We start from the raw sequence: 24653 nt of genomic DNA on the forward strand, positions 1-24653 counted from the left end.
GCCATTAGTCTAATCCTTCCATCCACTCAATCTTAACTTGACGTGTGCTAGGGTCAACTTCTTTGACTATTTCCTCAATAAAGGGTAAGTAGATTTTTTTACCCGTTTGTGGCTGAACAACGAATAAATCGTTCGCTGGATTGGGCAAAATTTCACGAATCTCCCCTATCAGCTTTCCGTCAGTCGTCACTACTTGGCATCCAATCAGCTCATGATAATAATAAGAATTTTCATGATCCTCAGTTATCGCTTCATCAATTGGAATCATTAATTCTCCACCTATCCAAGACTTTGCCTCATCAATATGATTCCATGTTGAAAAGCTGACCAAATAGAGATTTTTGTGAGGTCGTCCTTTTTCTACTGTTAGTACGCAATTTTCTTTCTGATTGGGATGAGTAGCGATTAATTGAGCTCCGGTCGCAAATCGAAATTCTGGATAATCAGTCGTTACTCGCACACGAACATCACCACGTAAACCATGTGTGGTAACAATTTGTCCGACACGCAAAAACTCAGGCTGACTCATCATACTCACCCACCCGAATTATTTTGCACCATATTTTGCTTCATGAACTTGCTTCAATACACCAACTTTACGAAGCAATTCTCGTACAGTATCAGAAGGTTGCGCCCCTTGAGACAACCATTTTAATGCTTTTTCTTCATTGATTTTGACTTGAGCTGGGTTTGTCAGTGGATTGTAGTACCCAATCTCCTCGATAAAACGACCATCACGTGGAGAGCGTGAGTCTGCCACCACTACACGATAAAATGGAGCTTTTTTAGCACCCATGCGCTTTAAACGAATTTTAACCGCCATCACTTTCACCTCCTTTAAAGAATGGACAAATCAAATATGATACACCATTTTCTCAATATTGATGGGAAGGAACCTTTATGAGAAAGGAAATGGAAATCCTTTTTTCTTCTTCTTACCGCCTTTTGTCATGGAAGAAAATTTCTTCATCATCTTCTTCATGTCATCAAACTGTTTTAATAATCGATTTACCTCTGGTACGCCTACCCCGCTGCCCAATGCAATTCGTTTGCGACGACTTGCATTAATGATTTCTGGCTTCTGCTTCTCAGCCGGGGTCATCGATCGAATAATGGCCTCCACACGCCCAAGTTGCTTTTCATCGATTTGAAGGTTTTTTAAACCCTTCATCTTTCCGACTCCTGGCAACATAGACAACATATCTTCTAATGGGCCCATGCTTCGAACTTGCTCTAACTGTTCAAGGAAATCATCAAACGTAAATGATTGTGAACGCATTTTCCGTTCTAATTCTTTTGCCTTCTCTTCATCAATCGCTTCTTTTGCTCGATCAATCAGTGTCAGCACATCACCCATGCCCAGAATGCGGGAAGACATTCGCTTGGGATAGAATGGCTCCAAAGCATCCATCTTTTCACCCATCCCCACAAACTTAATGGGACAATCAGTTACAGCTTTTACGGATAGAGCAGCCCCACCCCGAGTATCTCCATCTAATTTCGTTAAGACTACACCTGTTAAGCCAAGTTCTCGATTAAAATTCTCTGCGACATTTACAGCATCTTGTCCTGTCATCGCATCGACGACCAAAAGGATCTCATCAGGCTGAATAACCTCTTTCATTCGTTTCAACTCATCCATCATCGATTCGTCAATATGAAGACGACCAGCCGTATCGACAAGTAAATAGTCGCAATCCTCATCATTTACTTGTACCAATGCCTGTTTGGCGATCTGAACAGGATCAGCATTTTCGCCTAATGAAAAGACAGGTACTTTTAATTGCTCACCCAAGACTTGAAGCTGCCGAATCGCTGCTGGTCGATATACGTCTGCAGCCGCTAATAATGGGCGATGATTCTGTTTTAGTAAATGGTTAGCAAGTTTCCCCGTTGTTGTCGTTTTCCCAGCTCCTTGCAAGCCTACCATCATCACAATGGTAGGTGGACGCTTCGCTTGCACCAATTCACTTTGCTCTCCACCCATCAAGCGTGTCAGCTCTTCGTCCACAACTTTGATCACTTGTTGACCTGGTGTCAAGCTTTTTAGTACTTCCTGTCCCACGGCGCGCTCACGTACTCTTGAGACGAACTGTTTGACTACTTTAAAGTTAACATCTGCTTCCAATAAAGCCAGACGTACCTCGCGCATTGCTTCTTTGACATCATTCTCTGTAACTTTTCCTTTGCCTCGAAGCTTTTGCATCACACTTTGCAACCGTTCGGATAACCCTTCAAATGCCATTAGTTCACCTCCTCAATCAATCGCTAACAACTGATTTAGCCATGTTTCAAGTTTATCAGCTAGCTCAGGATTTAAGTGAGCTTGTTGCCGAATCTGCTCCACCAATACTAATCTTTGACGATGCTTCTCAACTAGTTGCAATTTCCGTTCAAACTCGATCAGTGCCCGCTGCGCTCGCTTTAAAGATTCAAAGATTGCTTGTCGCGAAACAGCTTGATGTTCTGCGATTTCAGCCAAAGACCAATCATCAAGATAATACATTTCTAATAAGGCACGTTGTTTAGGTCTTAACAACTGACCATAAAAATCATAGAGTTGGTTGAGTTCAATCTTTTCTTCTAACAAAAACATCACGCTTTCACTAGCAGCACTTCACTTCACAAGTACACATTATATCAGCAAAAAATTCCCTGTCAAGGTTTTTTACTTGTCACTCTAAAATAGATTATGCCATTATATCTTTTTCATTTTTCACTTCTGGGAAAAGGGCATGGAGAAACTGAGTTGTATCAAATACTTGTAAATCATCAGCCTGCTCACCCAGTCCAATTAATTTCACAGGAATTTTGCATTCATGTCGAACAGCAATCGCAATGCCACCCTTAGCTGTGCCATCTAATTTGGTCAGCACAATACCAGAAACCTGTACAGCCTCCGAAAAAGTTTTCGCTTGAATTAGCGCATTTTGCCCTGTTGTTGCATCTAAAACGAGTAAAACCTCGTGTGGAGCCCCAGGCACCTCTCTTGCCACTACCCGATATACCTTTTTTAATTCTTCCATCAAATTCACTTTATTTTGCAACCTACCCGCGGTATCACAGAGCAAAATATCTGCTTTTCGCGATTTTGCTGCTTGAATTCCATCATAGATCACAGCCGCCGGATCAGCTCCGGCAGATTGTTTGATCACATCGACGCCAATCCGTTTTCCCCATGTTTCTAATTGTTCTATGGCACCTGCTCGAAACGTATCCCCAGCAGCCATGACAACTTTCTTTCCTTCCTGTTTAAAACGATAAGCAAGCTTCCCGATCGTGGTTGTTTTCCCTACTCCATTTACGCCAACAAAAAGATAGATTGATAGACCTGTATCATTTTGTGCCAGTTCGGCTACTTCATCTTCACCATTCATCAGTTGATCTAACAATTCGATTAAGACAGGTTGCAATTGAGCAGGTTCTTTGATCTTTCGTTCTTTTACTTCTTCGCGTAACCGTTCGATCAATTCCATCGTTGTTGCAACACCAACATCTGCACTAATTAAAATCTCTTCCAATTCTTCATAGAAATCTTCGTCGATTTTACGATAACTAGCAAATAGCTGATCCATTGCCCCCACTAATGAGGAGCTGGTCTTACTTAAACCATTCATAAATTTTTGTGTGACACGATCAGTTGTTTGAGATACTTTTTCTTTTAATCGTTTAAAAAAGCCCATGCTTTACTACCTCTTCCCTTATATTATGCTTGAGTTTCTCTGGTTACAGCCGCCTGTTTCTCACTTGCAACCAATGCCTCCATTTGCACGGAAACCAATGAAGAAACGCCAGATTCTTGCATCGTTATCCCATACAAGACATCAGCTCCTTCCATTGTTCGCTTACGATGGGTAATGATAATGAATTGCGTGTGATGAGAAAATTCTTGCATATATCTTGTAAAACGACTTAGATTTACTTCATCCAATGCTGCATCCACTTCATCAAGTACACAAAATGGAACAGGCTTGATTCGCAATACAGCGAAGAGCAAAGCAATTGCCGCTAAAGCCCGTTCACCCCCAGATAGAAGCGATAAATTTTGCAGTCGTTTACCTGGGGGTTGGGCAACGATCTCAATTCCTGTCTCTAATAATTTTTCTGGTTCTGTTAAACGCAGATCAGCTTGTCCTCCACCAAACATCTGGACAAACACCTCTTGAAATTCTGCTCGAATCGAGGTAAAAGCCTCAGAAAAGCGCACTCCCATCTCTTGCTCAATCTGTGTGATCATATCATAGAGCCGTTGCTTCGCTTCCAGCAAATCTTTTTCTTGTGTTTGTAAAAAATCAAACCGTTCTTGCAATCGACTATATTCTTCGATCGCACCTAAATTAACCTCACCTAAAGCTGCAATTCGTTGCTTTAAAGAACGAACAAGTCGCTCGACTTTGTTTGGCTCTTCTGGGATTGGATACTCTCTTGCAGCACGTTCATAGCTTAATTCATATTCTTCGGCTAGTTTCTGTAAACAATGGTTTAACTCAACGTCTAGCCGATTCATGCGTACCTCTTGTTGATGAGATAAATCTTGTTCTTTTTTTAATTGACGTTCTAACTGCCGAACCACATATTCTTGCTCTTCCCGTTCTTTTAATTGTGCTTCCCGCGATTGTCTGATTTCTTGCACACGATCAGAGACCTGTTGCTTTTTTTGCTGAGCTGCTTGAAATTCTTGATCGATCTGATCACGTTGTTCAGATAACTCCAAAGTGATTTGCTCTGTCTCCTGCAACTGACTTTCCGAAGCACGTCTCTGCTCCAGTGTGCGTTGCCAGTTCCTCTCCAACCGTTCAATGCCTTGCTGATGATGTTCTAACTCTTGTCTAAGTTCTGCTACATATACTTTTGCATCAACCAGTTCTACTTGAAACTCTTCTTTAGCCGAGGCAATTTCTGATTGCTGCTGTTCAATTTTTGATAGCTGCTGGGATCGTTCTTGTAAAGCCTCTTCATTAGCCGCATATTCTTTTTCTAGTTCACTTCGCTTATTTTCATAATTTATTTGTTGTGCTACTGATTGTTGCTGTTGATGAATTAATTGTTGTAACCGCTCCGTGATATGATTTTGCTCAAGCTGATATTCACGTTGTTTTGCAAGAAATTCTCGATGTTGCTCATTTTGTTTCTCTTTCTCAAGCTGATTATCATTCATTTGTTGTCGTATTTGCAGCACGAATTGCTCCTTAGATTGAAGTCTTTCTTTCCAAGCAGACATTCGTTTCTTGCCCTGTTGTAACTCTGATTCTAATTCAACCAATTGACGTGAGCGGCTTAGGATATTTGATTTACTCTTCTGTTGGCTACCACCTGCCATTGATCCACCGGGATTTACAACATCACCTTCTAAAGTAACAATTCGATATCGATAACGAAGACGGCTTGCTAACTGCTGCGCCCCTGTTAAATTTTCAGCAATAATGATATTCCCTAACAGGTTATATATAGCAGCTTGAACACTTGGATCATATCGAACTAAATCAGCAGCAATGCCGACCCAGGCAGGATGTGTAGATGCTTTTTCAAACTCTGCCCTTGGAATTGTTCTTGCTTGAATTACATCTAACGGAAGAAACGTAGCTCTTCCTAAGCGATTCCTTTTTAAATATTGAATGCCCGCTCGTCCAGTATCTTCGTTAGCAACAATAATGTGTTGCAATCCAGCTCCAAGTGCAATCTCAATTGCCTGTTCAAACCGTGGTTCAACCTCAATGAGCTCTGCTACTGCACCATATACCAATGAAAGCGATGATTCACCTTGATCTCGAGCACGGAGTATCTCTTTCACACCATAAAAAAACCCTTCGCGAGACTCTTGGATTTCTTTTAATGATTCATAACGAGATTGAAGCTGAGTCAATTTTTTTTGCAACAAATCCCCTTCTTGACGTAACTGTTGTTCTTCTGTTAGATGCTCTTGTAATTGATCACGTAATTTTTGTTCAAGTTCTCGTAAGCGTTTTCGCTCCTCTTCCAATGTTGTGAGCTGCTGTTCTAATTCATCCTTTTTTACTTGCAAGACATACTTTTTTTCTCGCCATCGCTCCAATTCTTGATCTTGCTTCGCTTTTAACCCTTCATCCATCTTTTTCTGTGCAAATAGATGGTGCAGCTCATTTTCAAGCACAGATTGTCGATTCTCTAATGTTTGTATATCATGACGTAATTGATCATCGACTTCATCTGTAGCTTCTGTTTGCTTTTCAAGTTTCTCAGTAATCTCCTGCAACTTTTGCTGTGCTTGTGTATATTCTGTTTGTTTGGTTACAAGTTGTGAACGAAGCTGCTCGCGCTCTTGAGCAATCTCATCCAAATCATCATTTAGCTGTTTAAGTTGTACAGATACATGTTCCTTTGTCTGTTTTTGGCTTATCACACGCTCAGCAAAAACTCTTTGACTCGCTTCAGCTCGCTCCATTGCTTCGCTTGCAGCTAGTAAATCAGCTTGTTGATTCTCCCATGCTTGTTCTGTTTGATGTAGTTTCTCTTTAAGCTCTGCTAATAAGGCCTCTTTTTGCGCCAATTCTGCTGCGCTACTCATCTGACGGTCAGACAATGCTGCAACTTCGGATTTGGACTTTTCCCAATCCTGACGAAGCTGCTGTATTTTATAGATATAGAGTCCTATCTCATGATTTTTTAGCTCACTTTTCCAATCCTTATACTGCTCTGCTACCTTGGCTTGTTCAGTCAATGGTTCAATTTGCTGCTCAAGTTCATGAATCAGATCATGAATGCGAGTTAAATTCTGTTCTGTCATTTCTAGCTTTTTTTGTGCATCTTTTTTGCGAGTCTTATATTTTACAATCCCTGCTGCTTCTTCAAAAATTGCCCGACGATCCTCAGACTTGGTGCTAAGGATATCATCAATTTTCCCTTGGCTAATAACTGAATAGGCTTCTTTACCGATTCCCGTATCCATAAACAATTCGTTAATATCCTTTAAACGACAAGGCTGTTTATTTAGCAAATATTCACTCTCTCCTGAGCGATACACACGTCTTGTCACTGTTATTTCTGGATAGTCATATGCTAATCGTTGCTCACTATTATCAAAAGTGATCGATACCTCGCAAAAACCGACCGGCTTTCGATCCGAACTACCAGCAAAAATGACATCTTCCATTTTTGCACCGCGTAATGAACGCGCACTTTGTTCTCCTAGTACCCATCTGATCCCATCTGTAACATTGCTTTTACCACTTCCATTCGGCCCTACAATTGCTGTAATACCTGGTACAAATTTAAATTCCGTTCGATTTGCAAAGGATTTAAATCCACTCATTTCAAGCCGTTTCAAATACATGGGAACTTTCTAGGCCCCCTCTCTTCCTACTTTTATACAAGGATTATTTTTGATTTTAGTATGTGTCACAAACTAGTTTAGATATATAGTAAGCAATTTTGTACGATTTTCTCTAGAAAATAACAACAAAAAAGCCCCACTTCCACATCATACTGGAAATGCGCCTTATTTTCATCCACTCAATTTGTTCAAGCATGTCCAAGACAAAAAACAACCTCGTTTTCGCCAAGTCAACGGGGTTGTTTTTTGTCTATCTTCTGTTTCTTAGTTTTATCGCTTGAGCAGCAGCTTGTTGTTCGGCTTCTTTCTTAGAACGCCCTGCTCCCTTGCCCAACTTCCGTTGATTTAGATAGACTTCAGCAACAAAATGACGGTCGTGTGCGGGGCCTTGTATATCGGCTATTTTATATTCCAATATTCCTAACCGCTCTTGATGAACCCATTCTTGTAACTGACTCTTAGCATCCGTCATTTCAGATAGCCATTCATCAGTTACTTTGGCGAAAACAACGTTATACAAGAAGCTTTTCACTTGATCCAAACCTTGATCTAAAAACAACGCACCAATAAATGCCTCAAAAACATCGGCAAGCAAGGAAGGACGCGTACGTCCACCCGTTAACTCTTCACCTTTGCCCAAATGCATAAAGTCACCTAATTTTAACTCTTGAGCAAAAGAAGCAAGAGAGGGCTCACAGACAATACGCGCTCTTGTGCGTGTTAATTCTCCCTCGCTCATCTCAGGGTAACGATGAAATAAATACTCTGAAACAACTAGTTCCAAAACTGCATCGCCTAAGTATTCAAGTCGTTCATTATCTGCGGAAGAGCCCGCTTTCTTTCTTTCATGCGCAAAAGAGGTATGCGTAAAAGCTTGTTGGAACAACTTTTTATCCTTGAGCTTAAAACCAAGCGCCTGCTCCAATACAGATAAATCCATTTTTAGCAACACATCCCCTTGGTCCAAATGATTATTGCTCAAATGCACGAAGTGCCAATGTAGCATTATGTCCACCAAATCCAAGTGAATTGGAAATAGCTGCTCGCACTTTTGCTTTTCTTGCTTCATTCGGTACATAATCAAGATCACAATCTGGATCTGGAAATTCATAGTTGATTGTTGGTGGAATAACCCCATCACGAATGGTTAATGCTGTGGCAATCGCTTCGACTCCACCAGCCGCACCAAGTAAATGTCCGATCATTGATTTATTAGAGCTAATCGCTAAGCGGTATGCATGATCACCAAATGTCTTCTTGACCGCCATTGTTTCAAACTTATCATTTATCTCTGTTGAAGTACCATGTGCATTAATATAATCAATTTCAGTCGGGTCTAATCCAGCATCATTTATCGCGGCTAGCATACAACGAGTTCCACCATCTCCTTGTGGATCTGGATGTGTAATGTGGTAAGCGTCACCAGTCATTCCATAGCCTACAACTTCCGCAACAATGTTTGCACCACGTGCTTTGGCATGCTCTAACGACTCTAATATTACAATGCCGGCCCCTTCACCCATTACAAAACCATTTCGCTCTTTATCAAATGGTCGACTTGCTCCTTGTGGATCATCATTACGTGTAGAAAGTGCATGCGCATTGCCAAAACCTGCAAAGCCCATTGGTAAAATGGTAGCTTCTGCACCTCCAGCGATCATCGCATCTGCATCTCCACGCTGGATGATTTTAAACGCATCACCAATTGAATGAGTACCAGTCGCACAAGCCGAAATAGCTGAGCTATTGGGTCCTTTTGCTCCAGACATGATGGAAACTTGTCCAGAAGCCATATTCGCTATCATCATCGGAATGGTAAAGGGACTTACTCTACGTGGTCCTTTTTCAAGCAGTGTTTTATGCTGCTGTTCAAAGGTACCTAGTCCACCAATCCCTGATCCAATATAGACACCCACACGCGTTGCATCAACCTCGTCCATCTTTAATGATGCATCCTCTATCGCCATCTTACTTGCGGCAATCGCAAACTGAGTATAACGATCCATCCTTCTTGCCTCTTTTCGATCCATAAAGTCCTTTGGATCAAAATCTTTTACTTCAGCAGCGATTTTTACAGAGTAATCCGTAGTATCAAATTGTGTAACGTATCCAACCCCTGATTTACCATTTACAAGGTTTTCCCAGAAAGTTGTTACATCGTTACCAATTGGAGTGATAACTCCCATACCCGTGATCACTACACGATGAGACATATGCTACCACCTTTCTAACATTTGATAATTGATGGGATGAAAGTCCCGTAACAAAATGCAACGGGACTTTCTTCTCATTATTTTTGTTCCTGTTTTTGTTTCTCAATATAAGTAACAATATCCCCAACAGTTACGATCTTTTCTGAGTCCTCTTCCTCGATTTGATCGAGATCAAATTCTTGTTCAAGGTTTAAAATCAGATCAACAACATCGAGGGAATCAGCACCTAAATCATCTTTGATTCCTGCTTCCAATGTTACTTCTTCTGGTTTTACGTCAAGATGTTCTACGATAAGTTCTTTGACACGATTAAAAGTATCTGCCATTTTTATTCACCTCCCTCTCAGAATATCCAAATGGAACCAGGCTAACAACAAAAGCCGAATGAACTTAGCTCATTACCATACCACCGTCAATATGGATGGTTTGCCCTGTGATGTATCGTGCTCCATCACTGGCAAGAAATGAGACCAATTCAGCTACATCTTCGGGTTTCCCAAAGTAACCTAACGGAATCTGTTTGAAAATCTCCTGTTGTTGCTGCTCTGAGAGAGCTTCTGTCATATCCGTTTGGATAAATCCTGGTGCTACTGCATTAACTGTGATTCCACGACCAGCAAATTCTCGTGCAATCGATTTTGTCAAACCTAAAATCCCGGCCTTGGCAGCACTATAATTAGCTTGTCCCGCATTACCCATCACGCCGACAACAGAACTAATGTTAATAATTCGACCTGTTTTTTTCCGCATCATCAAACGTGAAACGGCCTTCGTACAAAGAAAGACTCCTTTTAAATTCGTATCAATCACAGAATCCCAATCTTCTTCTTTGATGCGAAGTGAGAGATTGTCACGAGTAATTCCAGCATTATTGACCAATATATCGATCTTTCCCCATGCAGTATGTATTTCTTTTATTCCTTGATCAACAGCATTCGCATCCGTTACATCCACTTGAAAAGCAAGTGCGTTTCGCCCTAAATGTTGCACTTGTTGAACGGTTTCTTCAGCAGCTACTTGGTTACCTGCATAAAAAATCGCTACATCTGCACCTTTACTCGCCAATGTGATCGCTATTGCCCGTCCTATTCCTCTAGAGCCACCTGTTACAATCGCTGTTTTCCCCTCTAGCATTCATATCACACTTCTTTCATTTATTTCAATGACTCTGCTAAACTTTGCAGCGATGCTGAGTCTTGAACATTCCATACTTTTACATTCCGGTCAATTTTCCGGACTAATCCAGCCAATACTTTACCTGTCCCCACTTCAACCATTTCATCTACCCCTTGCTCTAACAGAAAACGAACAATATCTTCCCATAATACAGGTGAAGCAACCTGGTCAATCAAAGCCTTTCGGATTTCATCAGCAGCTTGAATCGGAGAAGCAGACACATTTGCTACCACAGGAATGGATGCCTGTTGGAGATTGACGCGATCTAAAGTCTGTTTTAATTTCTTACTAGCTGGTTCCATCAGTTTAGAATGAAAAGGACCGCTCACTGTTAAAGAAATGGTGCGTCGAGCCCCAGCTTCTTTCGCTAACTTTGCAGCCTGATCAACTGCTGCTTGATGTCCAGATATCACAATTTGTCCTGGGCAATTATAATTAGCCGGTTGAACACTTTGCTCAGTTGTACTCACATCACGACATATTTGATCCAGAATCTCACGGTCAAGCCCCATAATAGCGGTCATCGCTCCAATGCCAGTAGGAACTGCCTCTTCCATCCATTTTCCTCTTTCATGAACGGCTACTACTGCCTCACGAAATGTAAGTGCACCAGCCGCCACCAATGCTGAATATTCACCTAAACTATGACCAGCAACAAAATCCGGGGTAATATCAAATGGTTTTAACGCTTCTAATAGAGCCACACTAGTCGTTAAGATCGCTGGTTGAGTAATTTCCGTCTGTGTTAGTTTCTCCTCAGGTCCTTCAAAGCAAAGCGAAGAGAGGGAAAAACCTAATGCCTCGTCAGCCTCTGCAAAAACTTTCTGTGCAGCGGAAGAAGTAGCTGCGATCTCTTTACCCATACCTATTTTTTGTGAACCTTGTCCTGGAAAGATAAACGCTACTTTACCCATCTTCAGATGCATCCCTTTCTATTGGTTACTCCACTTGATCCATTGACCATTTTATTACGGTTGAACCCCATGTAAGACCTCCACCAAATCCACAAAGAACCAATGTATCTCCTTTTTTAATTCGCTCTTGTTCGATTGCTTCATTTAAAGCAACCGGGATAGAGGCAGAGGACATGTTACCATATTTATCAATATTGACGACTACCTTTTCTCTTGGCAATCCAAATCGTTTCATTGCCGACTCAATGATCCGGATATTTGCTTGATGTGGAATAAAGAAATCAATATCCTCTTTTTCTAGACCTGCATGATCCAAAGCTTTTTGAGTGGATTTGCTCATGACACGAACAGCAAATTTAAAAACTTCACGCCCATTCATAGCGATCATATGTTGTTTATTGGCAACCGTTAACTCAGATGCTGGTAAACGTGAACCTCCTGCCTCAACTTTGAGTAGATCTCCACCTTCTCCATTCCCGCCAAGGTCAAATGAGAGAAGTCCATAACCATCTTCAACAGGTCCAAGTACAGCCGCTCCTGCACCATCTCCAAATAAGATACAAGTATTTCGGTCTTCCCAATCAACAATTCGAGATAGACAATCAACACCAATGACCAAAGCATGTTGGTACACGCCCGTTTTAATAAACTGTGTCGCAGTTGTAATACCATAAATAAATCCAGTACAAGCTGCTGAAAGATCAAAAGTGGCTGCTTTCGTTGCACCCAACTGATTTTGTACCAGGCAAGCCGTTGCTGGAAAAACCATATCTGGCGTTACAGTGGCAACGATGATTAAATCTAATTGATCCGCGGTAATACCCGCTTGTTTTAGGGCTCGCTTAGACGCCTTTACTGCCAAATCTGACGCAGCCTCTTCTTTCGCTGCAATACGGCGCTCCTTGATACCAGTCCGAGAAACAATCCATTCATCATTGGTTTCCACCATTTTTTCTAAATCATAATTTGTGAGTTTTTTCTCAGGTACATATGCTCCGACTCCAATGATCCCCACTGACCTCATTTTTATTCCCCCCGCCTCTATTTGGCAAACTGATCTTGAATCAATGAGACTACATTTCGCGATACAAATAATCTCGCTTGACGAACCGCATGAAAAATGGCTTTGCCATCTGATGATCCATGAGCTTTAATAATAGGAGCTGCAATACCTAAGAGTGGCGCGCCACCATGTTCTTGATAATCCATTTCTTTCGCAAATTGTTGCAATTTAGAACGTAATAACCACCCCGCGAAACGTGTATACCAAGTTGATAATATTTCCTGCTTTAATCGACCAAGTATCGCTTTTGCTACACCCTCAGCATTCTTGAGCAAAATATTACCACTAAAGCCATCACATACAAGTACATCGCAAGGACCATGTAACACTTCACGAGCTTCTGTATTTCCAACAAAATGAATTTCATTGCATTGACTGATTAATTCATGGGCTTCTTTCGTCAACTGGCTGCCTTTTCCTTCCTCAGTCCCGATATTGAGCAATCCGACCCTTGGTTGTTGACATCCAAGCACTTTTTCAGCATAAATACTGCCCATTCCTGCATATTGGAAAAGATGCTCAGCTTTCGCATCAGGATTTGCCCCGACATCTAAGACAAGTAACTCACGACCATCTATTGTGGGGAAAATAGGAGCAAGTGCCGGCCTGGAAACCCCCTTGATTCGACCTGTATATAAAAGTCCTGCTGCCATGAGCGCACCCGTATTTCCTGCGCTAATAAAAGCATCTGCCTCTCCTGCTTTTAGCATTTGACAACCGATCACCATTGATGAATCCTTTTTTCTTCGCACCGCTTTTACAGGCTCATCATCTGGCTCAATTTGCTCTGAAGCATAGCGAAATTCAAGATTATGTAACTTTTTTGGAACAATCTTTTCATCATGTCCAATTAAAATAAAAATTGTATCTCCCCAATGTTCTGCTGCTTGTACTACGCCATCTACAATCGCCGCTGGTGCATGGTCGCCTCCATTTGCGTCAAGCGCGATCCGCATTTCACGCTAGCCTCCTTTATCCCTATGTTCGCTCATTCTCTTCTAATCGATAGACATCAAATATACCTTGAAAGACAATCTCACCGCTAACTTTTGTCATCACTTGAATTTGCAATCGTGAGGCACTCTTTTGTTCAATCACTTTTGCTTGAGCAATGCAACGTTCTCCTAGATGAACCGGGCGAACAAAACGAATATTGGCCGAGCGTGTCAGCGCAATCTCTGCATCAACAATCGCTACAGCTAATGAATTAGCCTGAGCAAAAAGATAATGTCCACGTGCAATTTTGGTACGAGAAAAAACATGCTCCTGGCGAATCTCTAATAAGGAGATTCCACTACGATCCCATTGAAGATCGATCATCTCTCCAATCACTTCATCAGGAGAGAGAGAACGAACCCGGTCAAAATTCCCCTCTGCCATGTGCTTGATCCGCTCACGATATTCAGGTATGCCTAATTCCATTCGATCCAATCGAATTGTCTGCACACTGACTAAACAACGTTTTGCCATCTCCTCATCCGTGAGAAAAGGGTCTTCTTTAAATGCTAAAATCAATTGACGTTGTCGTTCTTGCTTTGACATGCGCACAGGGGAGACACCTCCATCTCACTGCAATTATGACCAGGTATTAGAATCTAGTACTAAGATAGTATACAAAAAAAAGAAAAAAAAGACAAGCACTTAGCTTGTTGATCCTTCATAGACAACTATCGGCACTTCAACAGAGTGCCGATAGTTAAAATCGATTAGTTATTTGCTACGCCTTCAACTTCAGTGCCTTTATAATATCCACATTCAGGACAAACATGGTGAGACAATTTTTTACTGCTACATTGAGGACATGAAACTAAATTGGGTGCAGTTAGTTTAAAATGTGTGCGACGCTTACGCTTACGAGTTTTTGAAGTACGTCTTTTTGGAACAGCCATAATCCCCCTCCTCTCTAGCAAATCTAGGAATCAAACTTAAATTCTTGTAATTTCGCAAGTCTTGGATCAATATGCTCCGTATTGCATTGACAGATCCCCTTATTGCGATTTATGCCACAGCTTGGACAGAGCCCTCTACATGTATCCCGACAGATTGGAACAAAGGGAATCTGGAGCAGAAAAGCTTCACGAACCCATGGTTCTAAATGAAGAGCTTCACCGATTGGGTAAACCTCTACTCCTTCTGCGTCTACAACCGGTAGATCTGTAAACGTTTCTGCCCAGGTTAACTCGATCGGTAAATCAAATTCCTCCAAGCAACGCGAGCAGACAAAAGTAGCTTCAGCTGACTGTCTTACTTGTAGACGAAACTGATGAGAACCTGTTCGGCTAATCTCCACATGAACATGGACTGGCTTCATCCGCACCAAGCTGCGAATCTCATTATTTAACTCAGGTAATAGTAGTCGATCTCGCAAAGTCAGCGGACGATCTTGCAACTGCACAAACGTATCTAATGATATCTGCATTTACCCCACCTCTTCACTCGCCATCAAACAGTTAGCGAATCGATGACTTAAATCATAATCTCTCTGTAAAACAAGCGATATCCCGTCACACTTATGATGACGAAAACACAGACATTGCTGACTTACGAGTCTTACTTATCCTATAAATTATTTTCTCATTGCCATTTTACCAAAGATTGTTCATGCTTGCGAGAGGGATCAAACTTCCCCTTAATCGAAGCTGACTCACCTTTATCGCAGCATAATGGCGTTCACATTTTGCAAAATAAACAGGATTTCCTGCTCGGCTAAGTATAAGCCAAGTGCCCAGCGCTTGTCAATTGACCCAAATAATCGACAGCTTCCTGCAATGATCGTACTGGAATGACGCGAATGGGTAAACCAAGTTTTTTCACGGTTTGTTTTGCTTGTTGTTCATTCTCATCTGTAGGCTGCTGATCTTTGGGGCAGAAAAAATAAGCTGCTTTCTCTTTGGCTGCTGACATAATTTTATATTTAATCCCACCAATCTGACCTACCTGACCTCCTTCATCAATCGTCCCGGTTCCGGCAATTCGCAATCCATGTGTCATATCACCTGCTACCAGTCGATTTAGAAGCTCTAGTGATAGCATCAAACCTGCTGAAGGTCCACCAATTTCTCCTGTTGTAATTCGGACTTTTGGTTTTGATTGAACCGATACTTGATTACGTGGAACAATGCCAATACCAACCTGTTTAGACGAAAGAGAGATCAATTTGACTTTTCGTGTTAATTTTTGTCCATCTCGTCGAATGGTAAGAGTAATCTGATCACCAGCTCGTTTATTTTCTAAAAAAGCGTGCAATTTAGTTACAGTTGGGATGGCGTGTTGATCAATTTGTTCAATTTGATCTCCCACTTGCAAACCAGAGATTGGCTTTCGAGCAAAGCCTAAGATTTTAACACCTTGCTGTTTTATTTGCAAAGGGCGATGTGCCTGACGAAATGCAGCAACAACTGCCGCATTTTGAGACTGAATCATCTCCTCTTTTTGCCTTAATTCATACTCTTGATTTGTTTCTCCTTGCAGCACCATTTTGTCACGCGCTACTAACTCCATTTCAGAAGAAAACTTACTTCTCAAATAGTCAAAAATGGTTCCCTCTCTAACCGAGACAGTTGTTAATAAAAAATCACCTTTTTCTTTTAATGAGGTCTTCCCTTCAACCCAAATGGTAGGCTTTATCTCTTCAGCAGAACCCGCTCCCATCACATAATAGGGAATGGGCCAAGTAAATAAACCAATCACCAAAATAGCTGCAACTACACCAATTAAAACCTGTTTAAAAATGCTTCTATATATGCGCATGCTGTTCACCCATCCAATCACGAATCCGCTGTTTGATTAACTCTATCTTTTCTTCTGTTGCTACTTCTCCACGACGAATACACTCTTGAGCTTGATCAAATGTAGTTGGACTAATATCTGCACAATCAGGTTGAATGACTATATCTGTTGTTGGCATTCTGTAATTTAATAATTCGCGTTCCATAATGCCTAATGATTGTAAAATGACATCAAAGATATTGCTAATTTTCACCTTATTTATCTCTGGTAATACATCAACCCCAACTACAATATCAGCTCCCATACCCTTTGCGACAGAAGCCGGAACTCGGTCAATCACACCTCCATCAACTAAGACACGCCCGTTTATAATAACGGGCTCAAAAATTCCTGGCACCGAAATACTGGCGCGAACAGCATCAGAAATGGGGCCATCTCTGAAGATTACAGGCTCACCACATCGCAAATCTGTCGCGACGATAGCAGTTGGTACAAAGAGTTCCTGGATTTCTTTACGATGTGTTAATAGACGCACCATTTCTTTAATTTTATCCCCAATTACAAAGCCAAGTCCTGGAACCGATAAATCTAACCAGTGCTTTCTTTTAAGGTGAACAAAAAATTTCTCCATCATATTTAAATCCATTTTATTTGCATAAAATACGGCGATTATACTCCCCATACTACTTCCGGCTAAATAATCTATCGGAATACCTTCACGACTTAGAACTTTTAGCACGCCAATATGTGCTAACCCTCTTGCTGCACCAGATCCTAAAGCTAGACCGATTTTCGGTCTTTTGCCCATGCTACCGCTCCTCCTCCTGTCAAGCGATTAGCCATTTATGATTTCTCGCATTTCAAATGTATAACTTTTTCAGAAAAACGGGTAATAGACTAATAAATTTTATATCGATAAGGATTGATGATATGACTCAACCACTTGTGGACCTTTCCATAAAATCAACTGCAGTTCCTACAAAACTAAATGCAGAACAACTATCAACTTATATTCATCCTGATACACCTCGATATCAGCATATTTTAGGTGTAGTAGAGGAAATGAAAGATTTATGTATAAAATTATCAATTCCTTCTGTACATATGAAGCAATTAATTCAAACCGCATATCTGCATGATATCGGATACAGTGAATCGCTAAAGATTACTTCTTTTCATCCTACTGATGGAGCCATTTTTGCACAAAAACAAGCGTTTGCAAAACCAATTATTGCTGGTGTTCTATTTCATACGGAGGCTCAACGAACTTGGAAACTATCTCCTGATATTGTCAACCTATATAAACAAAATCATTCCTATCTTGATCCAATTGATCATCTCTATATTGAACTGATTACATATTGTGACCTTCACCGTTCTGCTAATGGTGAGCATGTTACATTAGAACAGCGGATTACTGATATCGTCTCAAGATATGGTTCGCAACATCAGATCAGTCAGCAAATGTTATATAATATGAAATATTTCATCATTACATGTGAACGAGTCGAGCAATATCTTGTACATGGGCTACCAGATCTCGCGGTCTAATTTGTCCCTCTCCTGCGTAAACATGTAATCAATGATTTGATGACATGAGGGGAGAGTAAACCATGCAATTAAAATGGCTTCGCAGCCGAACACAATCTGTTTTTTTAGCTCTAGTTGTGCTGATGATGGCCGTCATTTTAGTCCAATATCCCGAACAAGCCTTCACTTCTTCTCTCCGAGGGTTAAAGATCTGGTGGGATGTGATTTTCCCAACATTGTTGCCCTTTTTTGTCATCGCGGAAATGATGATCGGCTTTGGCGTCGTTCACTTTGTTGGTATTTTGTTAGAGCCTTTAATGCGCCCAATCTTTCGCGTTCCTGGTGCAGGAGCTTTTGTTATGGCAGTCGGTTTTATCTCTGGAAATCCAATGGGGGCAAAACTAACTTCTCGGCTGCGAGAACAAAAACTCGTGACCCGTGAAGAAGGAGAACGCTTGTTATCTTTTACAAGTACAGCGAGCCCTCTATTTATCTTTGGTGCTGTGGCAGTTGGTTTTTTTGAAGAACCTAGAATCGGTTTGCTGTTAGCTATCGCCCATTATATAAGTAGTATATTGGTAGGCATATGTATGCGTTTTTATCGGACAGATGCACCCTCCACCCCACCAATTCCTACAAATAAAGAGTTTTTAATTCTACGAGCATTACGAGCCATGCACCGTGCGCGGATTCAAGATGGAAGAAATTTTGGCCAATTATTAGGAGAAGCCGTAACCTCTGCTGTCCACACGTTACTGATGATCGGAGGATTTATTATGGTCTTCTCCGTATTTATTCATCTGATTCATTTCCTTGAATTTCAACAATGGGGATCGCTATTAATCGAAAAGATATTTGCTATTGTCCAATTAACCCCAGCTCTCTCTGAACCTTTCTTTGCTGGGCTTGTTGAAATGACACTAGGTTCACAAATGATCAGCGATACTCCACCGACAATCCCATTGATCAGTAAGCTGGTCGCGGTTAGTATGATTATTGGTTGGAACGGGTTTTCCATTCACGCTCAAATTGCTAGCATCATCAGTCGAACCAATCTTCGATATTGGCCTTATTTCTTAGGAAAATTACTTCATGCTATTTTTGCAGGTATCATCACTTTTTTACTATGGAAAATCTTACAGCCTTCACTTCAACCCATTGCACTTCACATTTCTACTTTTTCATTATCACGTACTACTACTCATCTCCCACATTATTGGGAAATCTGGCAACATATCTGTACTTGGATCGCGATCATATGGCTGATGATCAGAACAAAACAACTGTTTAAACCTGCAATTTCTGCTGGAGAGCCTCTACAACGTTAGGTGGCACCAACTCGCTCACATCAGCACCATAACGTGCTACTTCTTTCACCATAGCAGAGCTGATAAATGAGTGACGATGATTAGTCATCAAAAAAAGAGTCTCGATTTCTTCACTTAATTTTCGATTGGTCGATGCGATCTGCAATTCATATTCAAAATCAGAAATCGCTCGTAATCCACGTAAAATAACATGTGCATTTCGACGATGCACGTAGTCTACTAATAACCCTTGAAAACTATCCACTTCTACTTGTGGATAAGCAATTGTAGCTTCACGAATCATTTGTTTTCGTTCTTCTATCGAAAATAGAGGTGTTTTACTTGAATTAACTAAGACAGCAACAATAATCTTATCGAACACTTTTAATCCGCGTTGAATGATATCGAGATGACCTAATGTAATTGGATCAAAACTTCCTGGATATACTGCTACTCTCACATCTACTCCCCCTTGACATCCTGGCAACAGTCGTAAATCGTGATCATTGTATTTCCATAACTTCTTTGCTTTCGAAGTACCCATGAATCGATCTCTTCAGGTAAATCAACTGTATGTGGACTTTCTATTACTGCCATTCCATCTATTTTCAGCAGATTTCGCTTTGTTAATTCCTTCATAATTGGAAGCAAGATGGGACGTTGATAGGGTGGATCTAGAAAAATCAAATCAAATTTTCTTTTTTGTTTCTCAAGCAAACGACATGCCGTCCGGGCATCACCTCGAAAGATATCTGCTTGTTTTGTTAACCGGGTTCTAGACAAATTCTCTCGTATTGTATGAATGCTCACGTTCGATTGATCCACAAAAAAGGCGCGGTCCATTCCGCGGCTTAGCGCTTCAATTCCCAATCCACCAGTACCAGCAAACAAATCCAGCACTTCTCCACCCGAAAAACGTTGACCGATCAGATCAAACAATGATTCTTTTACACGGTCAATCGTGGGACGAACATGGCTTCCAGGTACCATCTGTAAACGCGTCCCTTTACACTCACCAGAAATTACACGCATTTTGGTCATCCTTTTCCCTACAATCGATTTTCGCTATCACTAATCCTAACACAAAGCAAAAGAGTGAGAAAAGAGAATTAAGAATCACAACAAAATGTATAAAAATGGTTTAAATGGAAAAGATGATGGTAACGCCATCAACGGGATGGCGGTTTAACGCGGAGAAGACTTACATTTCCCCAATAAGTTCTTCCTCCGGTTTCTCCTCTCCCATTTCGTATCTTTCATCATTGATCGTTCGGAAGATACAGATTTGGCTCGCGTAATAACGCGAGCTCTTTTTTATATCTGGCGAGAGAGAAAACCCTAGCTTTATCTATGGGGAGAGAGAGATTTTACCCCTCTCGCAGCCTGACTATGTCTCATCTTTTCTGATCTTTCAATCCATCTCATATTTGTTGTGAAATTGGCAAAGAATTGACGAATGTCCCCAATACAAGCCCTAAGACTTGACAAGAGCAAGGTGATTTTCAAATGTTTTAGAAGCCTACTGTAATAGTCTTGGAGATTTACTGTTCAAACGATCCGACTCCTTCGAAAAGAATTAGATTTAAGTACCCATACATAATGAACCAAATGACCGCTTGCTCTATGGCAAACGGTCACTTATTTTAAATATATTGTTTCATAAACTGTGCCTCCCAAGGAGTAATCACTCCTTTTTGAATCAAGACATCGATCAACTCATACGATACTGCATGCCATTCGGGTGATTGTCGTAGTAAATTGATCTCCCTTTCTGTAAATAATTCGTATGGTAAGCCTGAGGCATAGTTCCATAAAGCTCGTACGCCATGACGAGCACGTATTCGCCGAGCTCTATTGATGATCGATTCGATCTTTTCTGCTGTTAGCGCCCGACGTCCAATCCGTTGATTCACACGTTCAGCTAATTGTTGATAATACTTACGACTCATTTTTTGAACCTCCTTGACGTCTCTTGGTAATATATGCACAATCCCTAAAAGGAGGTTCGTTTGGAAAGAAACAAATCTGCTCGTTTAAAATCCACGTAGGACCATGCATGTCTATTTATTTTGCTCTCTCCAATTGATCACATCCTCAATATCGATACATATAGACAGACTAAAACACTTTCATGTTATGCTTACTGGCATTCCGCCTAGTCTGATACGATTCATAATCGAAATTTCATTCATATATTTTTGCTTTTGAAATGTTGACTCTGACCTTAGAGGAGGATTTAGCATTTATCACAAGGGGGATGCAAATGATGCTGCTAACTGTAAAGGAAATGTCAAAACTCGCAGACGTTTCGATCAAAACACTCCATCACTATCATAAAATTGGGCTACTTTTGCCCGCCCAAGTAACAGAAGCTGGCTATCGACTATATGGACAAAAAGAATTAGAACGTTTGCAAGGAATCCTTTTCTTTCGTGAGCTTGATTTCCCCTTAAAAATGATTCACAAAATATTAGACAGTAACTTGGATCGGATATCGATATTAAAACAACAAAAGAAGTTATTTCTAAAACGAATCCAAAAACTTCATCAATTAATTAACACAATCGACGAATCGATCCATTCTACTGTGAAAGGAGAACATATGGACCAATCAAATCTTTTTCGTGGTTTTTCGTCTGAAGCAGAATGGGAAGAGGCATTACAAGAACAAAACGAACATCTCACTCAAGCATATCAATATGATCTATTAAAAGAGAATTCTATTCAAATCGAGGAAATGAATGAAGCGGCCATCGAGGCACAACGCTTTACATCAAAAATGATAGCTGCCCTTCAAAATAAGCTCACGGCAAATGATGATCAAGTGCAAGCAATTGTCAAACAGCATTTACATTATCTAAATACGCATGGACACCAAATAAAACCTTCTGACTACTTGCAACAAACAAGGTTCTTTATTGAAGATGATTTTCATCGTGAGATGCTTGAATCACAACAACCCGGTCTTGCTTATTATCTTCATGTTGCAGCAATTTCTTATGCCGAAACCCAACAAAAATAATTAACCTAGCGACTTCTGCTGAATAAGCAGAAGTCTCAGACTAATGAAAAACCTATATGCTAAAAAGACGTTGTCGTACAATTGGGTAGAAGAAGGAGAAATCGTGAAGTTAATATTTCGCTGCGGAGCGACTTTCAGGTGCTACATAGCCTCGACTATGAAGCGAAGAATAGGCGGTAGTACTGTTTGAGGCGTTAGCCGAGTTGATACCGCCCTGAGCAAGTAGTCGAGGCGCCTTGAAGACTTCTTCGCAGCCTGAAATGGAGGCGAAGCGTGAAAGATTGACGGAACTTTTACTTTGTCTACAAGCTGCGACTTCTGCTGAATAAGCAGAAGTCTTTTTAATATGAAATACAGTTGACAAACCTCCTCGTTAGAACTAATATGGTTACAACAAGAGGTGAACTTGGTGAAAAAACTTAGTTGCCGTTTCCCGATGGGAATCCATATCTTGGCATTAATTGCTATTCAGCCAACTCTTTGTACAGGAGATTATTTGGCAAAGCAACTTCAGACAAACCCAGTTGTGATTAGAAAGATCATTGCTATGCTGAAAAAGGCAAAACTTGTACAGGTACGCGCAGGTGTGGGGGGTGCTTCTCTACTAAAATCTACTGATCAGATCACACTACTCGATATATATAAGGCAGTTGAAGTAGTTGATCATGATGGTGAACTCTTTAACATTCGCGATGAGTCTAATTCTTCGTGTCAAATTACATCTTCACTTTCAGCTAACATCTGTGAGACTTTAAATGAAGCTCAACAAATGATGGAACAATATTTGGCACAAATATCTTTACAGCAACTGTTAGATCAATCATTTCACTCTTTAGCTCAATAAGAGCTAATTTTTTGCCTTAGTTATAACTAAATCGGTTATAACAAACAAACGTTTGACAAAGAACGTATATTCTTATATAATCCCTATTACTGCATTTGAGGACTAGAAGCATACATTTCAAAAATGAATAATAGAAAGGATTTTTTTCTGTGTCTCAAACCACTACACAAACTTCTTCAGAGATTAAACGAATTGTACCTTGGATTATTTACGTCATCTTTTTTGCTGTATTAAATGAAACTGTTTTTAATGTGTCTACGCCCAATATAGCCAAACAGTTTCAACTACATCCATCACAAGTGAGTTGGATTATTACTATCTTCATTATCTTTTTCGGTATGGGCTCAGTAATATTTGGTAAACTTTCTGATATGTTTAGTGTCAAAAGATTGATATCTATCGGAATTATTAGTTATAGTGCTTCGTCACTGATTGGTTTTATCTTTAACGACACTTATCCAATTGTCCTCTTCTCAAGAGCGATTCAAGGAGCAGGAGCTTCTGCCATCCCTGCACTTGTCATGGTGATTGTTGCAAGGTACTTTACCAAAGACGAGCGTGGAAAATTATTTGGATGGATCACCTCAACCGTTTCATTTGCAATTGGTGTAGGTCCTGTATTAGGAGGGTATATCTCCGGCAGTTTTCATTGGTCATACTTATTTATGATTCCTGTATTTTCACTTGTAGCACTCCCATTTTTAAACCGTCTGTTACCCCATGAAGAGACGAAAGAAGGACGGCTTGACATACTAGGCACACTCTTAATGGCAATTATTGTTTCAACACTTATCTTATTTGTAACCGAAGAAAATTGGTTCTATTTGATTGGAACAATACTCTCGCTCATCTGGTTTATTATTCATATTCACCGAGTTGATGAACCGTTTGTTGACCCCCAATTGTTCTCTAACCCACTGTACCGTAGCGGGATTATGATTGGTTTTCTGGTCTTTAGCACAGTGATGGGCATCATGTTTTTGCTCCCATTAATGTTTAATGGTCTCTATCATTTAGAGTCATCATCGATAGGATTAATCATGTTTCCAGGTGCTTTTAGTGCTGTTATTTTTGGAACAGTTGCGGGAAATATGACTGTGAAAAAGGGAAGTCATTTTGTTGTTTATCTGGGTCTAGGATTCATAACCCTAAGCCTGTTATTACAATCTTCACTCTTCGGTCTCTGGGTATGGTATATTGGAATGGCTTTGATCCTTCTCTATATTGGTTTCTCTTTCCTTCAAACAGCTTTGATCGAAAGTGTGACGAATATTCTTCCCAAAGAGCAAGTGGGCGTAGGAATGGGCTTTTACAATCTTACTTCCTTTATCTCTGGTGCAATTGGAACAGCGCTTGTTTCAAAAGCCTTAGAATCTCCGTTGCTAAAAGTTGAGTTACATCCGCTCGTCACCCATACTTCTGCCTACCAATATAGTAATTTGCTTTTGATCTTTGTCTTTGTCATTCTCGTTGCGACTCTACTCTATTACTTCACGTTTGGTAGAGATTCCAAGACAGAACTATCAAATGAATCGATATAATAAAG

General features: G+C 40.6%; 27 protein-coding genes. 5 read left to right on the plus strand and 22 right to left on the minus strand.

What is annotated here, in order from left to right; genetic code table 11:
* Positions 1-4: 4 nt before the first annotated feature.
* The 18 genes from rimM to BUB71_RS04540 form a co-directional block, all read right to left on the minus strand.
* Entirely contained in the window at positions 5-532 is a 528-nt protein-coding gene (gene rimM / locus BUB71_RS04455; RefSeq protein WP_084731090.1) for a ribosome maturation factor RimM, read from the minus strand.
* Between the two features lie 15 nt (positions 533-547).
* Positions 548-823 carry a 30S ribosomal protein S16 gene (rpsP, locus tag BUB71_RS04460; protein WP_073152931.1) on the minus strand — a complete coding sequence of 92 codons (276 nt, stop codon included), beginning with the start codon at positions 821-823 and terminating at the stop codon, positions 548-550.
* A gap of 75 nt (positions 824-898) precedes the next feature.
* Positions 899-2245 (minus strand): signal recognition particle protein, encoded by a 1347-nt coding sequence (gene ffh / locus BUB71_RS04465; protein WP_073152934.1) that lies wholly within the window; start codon positions 2243-2245, stop codon positions 899-901.
* 12 nt (positions 2246-2257) lie between these two features.
* Positions 2258-2596: a YlxM family DNA-binding protein gene (gene ylxM, locus BUB71_RS04470; RefSeq protein WP_245815523.1), complete on the minus strand. Its 339-nt coding sequence runs from the start codon at positions 2594-2596 to the stop codon at positions 2258-2260.
* A gap of 94 nt (positions 2597-2690) precedes the next feature.
* Positions 2691-3683, minus strand: coding sequence for a signal recognition particle-docking protein FtsY (gene ftsY / locus BUB71_RS04475; protein WP_073152937.1), 993 nt, complete (start codon positions 3681-3683; stop codon positions 2691-2693).
* A 23-nt stretch (positions 3684-3706) separates the two neighbouring features.
* Positions 3707-7309, minus strand: a complete 3603-nt coding sequence (gene smc / locus BUB71_RS04480; protein ID WP_073152940.1) for a chromosome segregation protein SMC — start codon at positions 7307-7309, stop codon at positions 3707-3709.
* Between the two features lie 250 nt (positions 7310-7559).
* A complete protein-coding gene (rnc, locus tag BUB71_RS04485; RefSeq protein WP_073152945.1) occupies positions 7560-8249 on the minus strand; it encodes a ribonuclease III in 690 nt (229 codons plus the stop codon).
* 31 nt (positions 8250-8280) lie between these two features.
* Entirely contained in the window at positions 8281-9522 is a 1242-nt protein-coding gene (gene fabF / locus BUB71_RS04490) for a beta-ketoacyl-ACP synthase II (protein ID WP_073152948.1), read from the minus strand.
* A gap of 77 nt (positions 9523-9599) precedes the next feature.
* A complete protein-coding gene (gene acpP / locus BUB71_RS04495; RefSeq protein WP_073152951.1) occupies positions 9600-9848 on the minus strand; it encodes an acyl carrier protein in 249 nt (82 codons plus the stop codon).
* A gap of 64 nt (positions 9849-9912) precedes the next feature.
* Complete coding sequence (gene fabG, locus BUB71_RS04500) at positions 9913-10656, minus strand: 3-oxoacyl-[acyl-carrier-protein] reductase (protein ID WP_073152955.1); 744 nt, start codon at positions 10654-10656, stop codon at positions 9913-9915.
* Between the two features lie 20 nt (positions 10657-10676).
* Positions 10677-11612, minus strand: coding sequence for an ACP S-malonyltransferase (fabD, locus tag BUB71_RS04505; protein WP_073152959.1), 936 nt, complete (start codon positions 11610-11612; stop codon positions 10677-10679).
* 25 nt (positions 11613-11637) lie between these two features.
* Positions 11638-12636, minus strand: coding sequence for a beta-ketoacyl-ACP synthase III (locus BUB71_RS04510; protein ID WP_073152963.1), 999 nt, complete (start codon positions 12634-12636; stop codon positions 11638-11640).
* A gap of 17 nt (positions 12637-12653) precedes the next feature.
* Positions 12654-13631, minus strand: a complete 978-nt coding sequence (gene plsX, locus BUB71_RS04515; protein WP_073152966.1) for a phosphate acyltransferase PlsX — start codon at positions 13629-13631, stop codon at positions 12654-12656.
* Positions 13632-13653: 22 nt separating this feature from the next.
* Entirely contained in the window at positions 13654-14217 is a 564-nt protein-coding gene (fapR, locus tag BUB71_RS04520) for a transcription factor FapR (RefSeq protein ID WP_073154067.1), read from the minus strand.
* Positions 14218-14381: 164 nt separating this feature from the next.
* Positions 14382-14564 carry a 50S ribosomal protein L32 gene (gene rpmF / locus BUB71_RS04525; RefSeq protein ID WP_073152970.1) on the minus strand — a complete coding sequence of 61 codons (183 nt, stop codon included), beginning with the start codon at positions 14562-14564 and terminating at the stop codon, positions 14382-14384.
* Positions 14565-14587: 23 nt separating this feature from the next.
* Complete coding sequence (locus BUB71_RS04530; protein WP_073152974.1) at positions 14588-15094, minus strand: YceD family protein; 507 nt, start codon at positions 15092-15094, stop codon at positions 14588-14590.
* A gap of 287 nt (positions 15095-15381) precedes the next feature.
* Positions 15382-16425, minus strand: coding sequence for a SepM family pheromone-processing serine protease (locus BUB71_RS04535; RefSeq protein ID WP_073152978.1), 1044 nt, complete (start codon positions 16423-16425; stop codon positions 15382-15384).
* Positions 16412-17212: a patatin-like phospholipase family protein gene (locus BUB71_RS04540; RefSeq protein WP_073152982.1), complete on the minus strand. Its 801-nt coding sequence runs from the start codon at positions 17210-17212 to the stop codon at positions 16412-16414. The genes BUB71_RS04535 and BUB71_RS04540 overlap by 14 nt, the downstream gene beginning before the upstream one ends.
* A 122-nt stretch (positions 17213-17334) precedes the next feature.
* Here BUB71_RS04540 and BUB71_RS04545 point away from each other — a divergent pair, with 122 nt between their 5' ends.
* Both BUB71_RS04545 and ylbJ read left to right on the plus strand, forming a co-directional pair.
* Positions 17335-17955: an HD domain-containing protein gene (locus BUB71_RS04545; protein ID WP_073152986.1), complete on the plus strand. Its 621-nt coding sequence runs from the start codon at positions 17335-17337 to the stop codon at positions 17953-17955.
* Between the two features lie 62 nt (positions 17956-18017).
* The gene (gene ylbJ / locus BUB71_RS04550) at positions 18018-19262 is read left to right on the plus strand and encodes a sporulation integral membrane protein YlbJ (protein ID WP_073152989.1); all 1245 of its coding nucleotides are present in this window, start codon (positions 18018-18020) and stop codon (positions 19260-19262) included.
* Here the strand turns inward: ylbJ and coaD are convergent.
* From coaD to BUB71_RS04565, 3 genes are all read right to left on the minus strand, one after another.
* Positions 19222-19701, minus strand: coding sequence for a pantetheine-phosphate adenylyltransferase (gene coaD, locus BUB71_RS04555; RefSeq protein ID WP_073152992.1), 480 nt, complete (start codon positions 19699-19701; stop codon positions 19222-19224). The genes ylbJ and coaD overlap by 41 nt on opposite strands.
* Before the next feature lie 2 nt (positions 19702-19703).
* Positions 19704-20282 (minus strand): 16S rRNA (guanine(966)-N(2))-methyltransferase RsmD, encoded by a 579-nt coding sequence (gene rsmD, locus BUB71_RS04560; RefSeq protein ID WP_073152995.1) that lies wholly within the window; start codon positions 20280-20282, stop codon positions 19704-19706.
* A gap of 602 nt (positions 20283-20884) precedes the next feature.
* A complete protein-coding gene (locus tag BUB71_RS04565; protein ID WP_073152998.1) occupies positions 20885-21190 on the minus strand; it encodes a hypothetical protein in 306 nt (101 codons plus the stop codon).
* A gap of 317 nt (positions 21191-21507) precedes the next feature.
* Between BUB71_RS04565 and BUB71_RS04570 the strand changes: the two genes are divergently transcribed.
* Positions 21508-22263 (plus strand): MerR family transcriptional regulator, encoded by a 756-nt coding sequence (locus BUB71_RS04570; protein ID WP_073154068.1) that lies wholly within the window; start codon positions 21508-21510, stop codon positions 22261-22263.
* 109 nt (positions 22264-22372) lie between these two features.
* On the opposite strand, the gene BUB71_RS19020 is transcribed toward BUB71_RS04570, so the two are convergent.
* On the minus strand, positions 22373-22627 hold the full coding sequence (locus BUB71_RS19020; protein ID WP_139278984.1) for a hypothetical protein: 255 nt from the start codon (positions 22625-22627) through the stop codon (positions 22373-22375).
* 45 nt (positions 22628-22672) lie between these two features.
* On the opposite strand from BUB71_RS19020, the gene BUB71_RS04575 reads away from it, so the two are divergent.
* Together BUB71_RS04575 and BUB71_RS04580 are read left to right on the plus strand one after the other, a co-directional pair.
* Positions 22673-23107 (plus strand): Rrf2 family transcriptional regulator, encoded by a 435-nt coding sequence (locus BUB71_RS04575; RefSeq protein ID WP_073153001.1) that lies wholly within the window; start codon positions 22673-22675, stop codon positions 23105-23107.
* A gap of 149 nt (positions 23108-23256) precedes the next feature.
* Positions 23257-24648 carry an MFS transporter gene (locus BUB71_RS04580; protein ID WP_073153006.1) on the plus strand — a complete coding sequence of 464 codons (1392 nt, stop codon included), beginning with the start codon at positions 23257-23259 and terminating at the stop codon, positions 24646-24648.
* The last annotated feature ends 5 nt before the right edge of the window (positions 24649-24653 follow it).

The organism is Seinonella peptonophila, assembly GCF_900129355.1.
GTDB lineage: Bacteria > Bacillota > Bacilli > Thermoactinomycetales > Thermoactinomycetaceae > Seinonella > Seinonella peptonophila.

Excerpts from the sequence above, each read along its gene's own strand:
- fabG (WP_073152955.1), bottom strand. The coding sequence starts at position 10,656 with ATGCTAGAGGGGAAAACAGCGATTGTAACAGGTGGCTCTAGAGGAATA.
- ftsY (WP_073152937.1), bottom strand. The coding sequence starts at position 3,683 with ATGGGCTTTTTTAAACGATTAAAAGAAAAAGTATCTCAAACAACTGAT.
- fabF (WP_073152948.1), bottom strand. The coding sequence starts at position 9,522 with ATGTCTCATCGTGTAGTGATCACGGGTATGGGAGTTATCACTCCAATT.
- BUB71_RS04570 (WP_073154068.1), top strand. The coding sequence starts at position 21,508 with ATGCTGCTAACTGTAAAGGAAATGTCAAAACTCGCAGACGTTTCGATC.
- acpP (WP_073152951.1), bottom strand. The coding sequence starts at position 9,848 with ATGGCAGATACTTTTAATCGTGTCAAAGAACTTATCGTAGAACATCTT.
- rnc (WP_073152945.1), bottom strand. The coding sequence starts at position 8,249 with ATGGATTTATCTGTATTGGAGCAGGCGCTTGGTTTTAAGCTCAAGGAT.
- rimM (WP_084731090.1), bottom strand. The coding sequence starts at position 532 with ATGATGAGTCAGCCTGAGTTTTTGCGTGTCGGACAAATTGTTACCACA.
- plsX (WP_073152966.1), bottom strand. The coding sequence starts at position 13,631 with ATGCGGATCGCGCTTGACGCAAATGGAGGCGACCATGCACCAGCGGCG.
- BUB71_RS04530 (WP_073152974.1), bottom strand. The coding sequence starts at position 15,094 with ATGCAGATATCATTAGATACGTTTGTGCAGTTGCAAGATCGTCCGCTG.
- fabD (WP_073152959.1), bottom strand. The coding sequence starts at position 11,612 with ATGGGTAAAGTAGCGTTTATCTTTCCAGGACAAGGTTCACAAAAAATA.
- rsmD (WP_073152995.1), bottom strand. The coding sequence starts at position 20,282 with ATGACCAAAATGCGTGTAATTTCTGGTGAGTGTAAAGGGACGCGTTTA.
- BUB71_RS04535 (WP_073152978.1), bottom strand. The coding sequence starts at position 16,425 with ATGCGCATATATAGAAGCATTTTTAAACAGGTTTTAATTGGTGTAGTT.
- BUB71_RS04545 (WP_073152986.1), top strand. The coding sequence starts at position 17,335 with ATGACTCAACCACTTGTGGACCTTTCCATAAAATCAACTGCAGTTCCT.
- BUB71_RS04540 (WP_073152982.1), bottom strand. The coding sequence starts at position 17,212 with ATGGGCAAAAGACCGAAAATCGGTCTAGCTTTAGGATCTGGTGCAGCA.
- ffh (WP_073152934.1), bottom strand. The coding sequence starts at position 2,245 with ATGGCATTTGAAGGGTTATCCGAACGGTTGCAAAGTGTGATGCAAAAG.
- rpsP (WP_073152931.1), bottom strand. The coding sequence starts at position 823 with ATGGCGGTTAAAATTCGTTTAAAGCGCATGGGTGCTAAAAAAGCTCCA.
- BUB71_RS04565 (WP_073152998.1), bottom strand. The coding sequence starts at position 21,190 with ATGAGTCGTAAGTATTATCAACAATTAGCTGAACGTGTGAATCAACGG.
- ylbJ (WP_073152989.1), top strand. The coding sequence starts at position 18,018 with ATGCAATTAAAATGGCTTCGCAGCCGAACACAATCTGTTTTTTTAGCT.
- rpmF (WP_073152970.1), bottom strand. The coding sequence starts at position 14,564 with ATGGCTGTTCCAAAAAGACGTACTTCAAAAACTCGTAAGCGTAAGCGT.
- BUB71_RS04510 (WP_073152963.1), bottom strand. The coding sequence starts at position 12,636 with ATGAGGTCAGTGGGGATCATTGGAGTCGGAGCATATGTACCTGAGAAA.
- ylxM (WP_245815523.1), bottom strand. The coding sequence starts at position 2,596 with ATGTTTTTGTTAGAAGAAAAGATTGAACTCAACCAACTCTATGATTTT.
- smc (WP_073152940.1), bottom strand. The coding sequence starts at position 7,309 with ATGTATTTGAAACGGCTTGAAATGAGTGGATTTAAATCCTTTGCAAAT.
- fapR (WP_073154067.1), bottom strand. The coding sequence starts at position 14,217 with ATGTCAAAGCAAGAACGACAACGTCAATTGATTTTAGCATTTAAAGAA.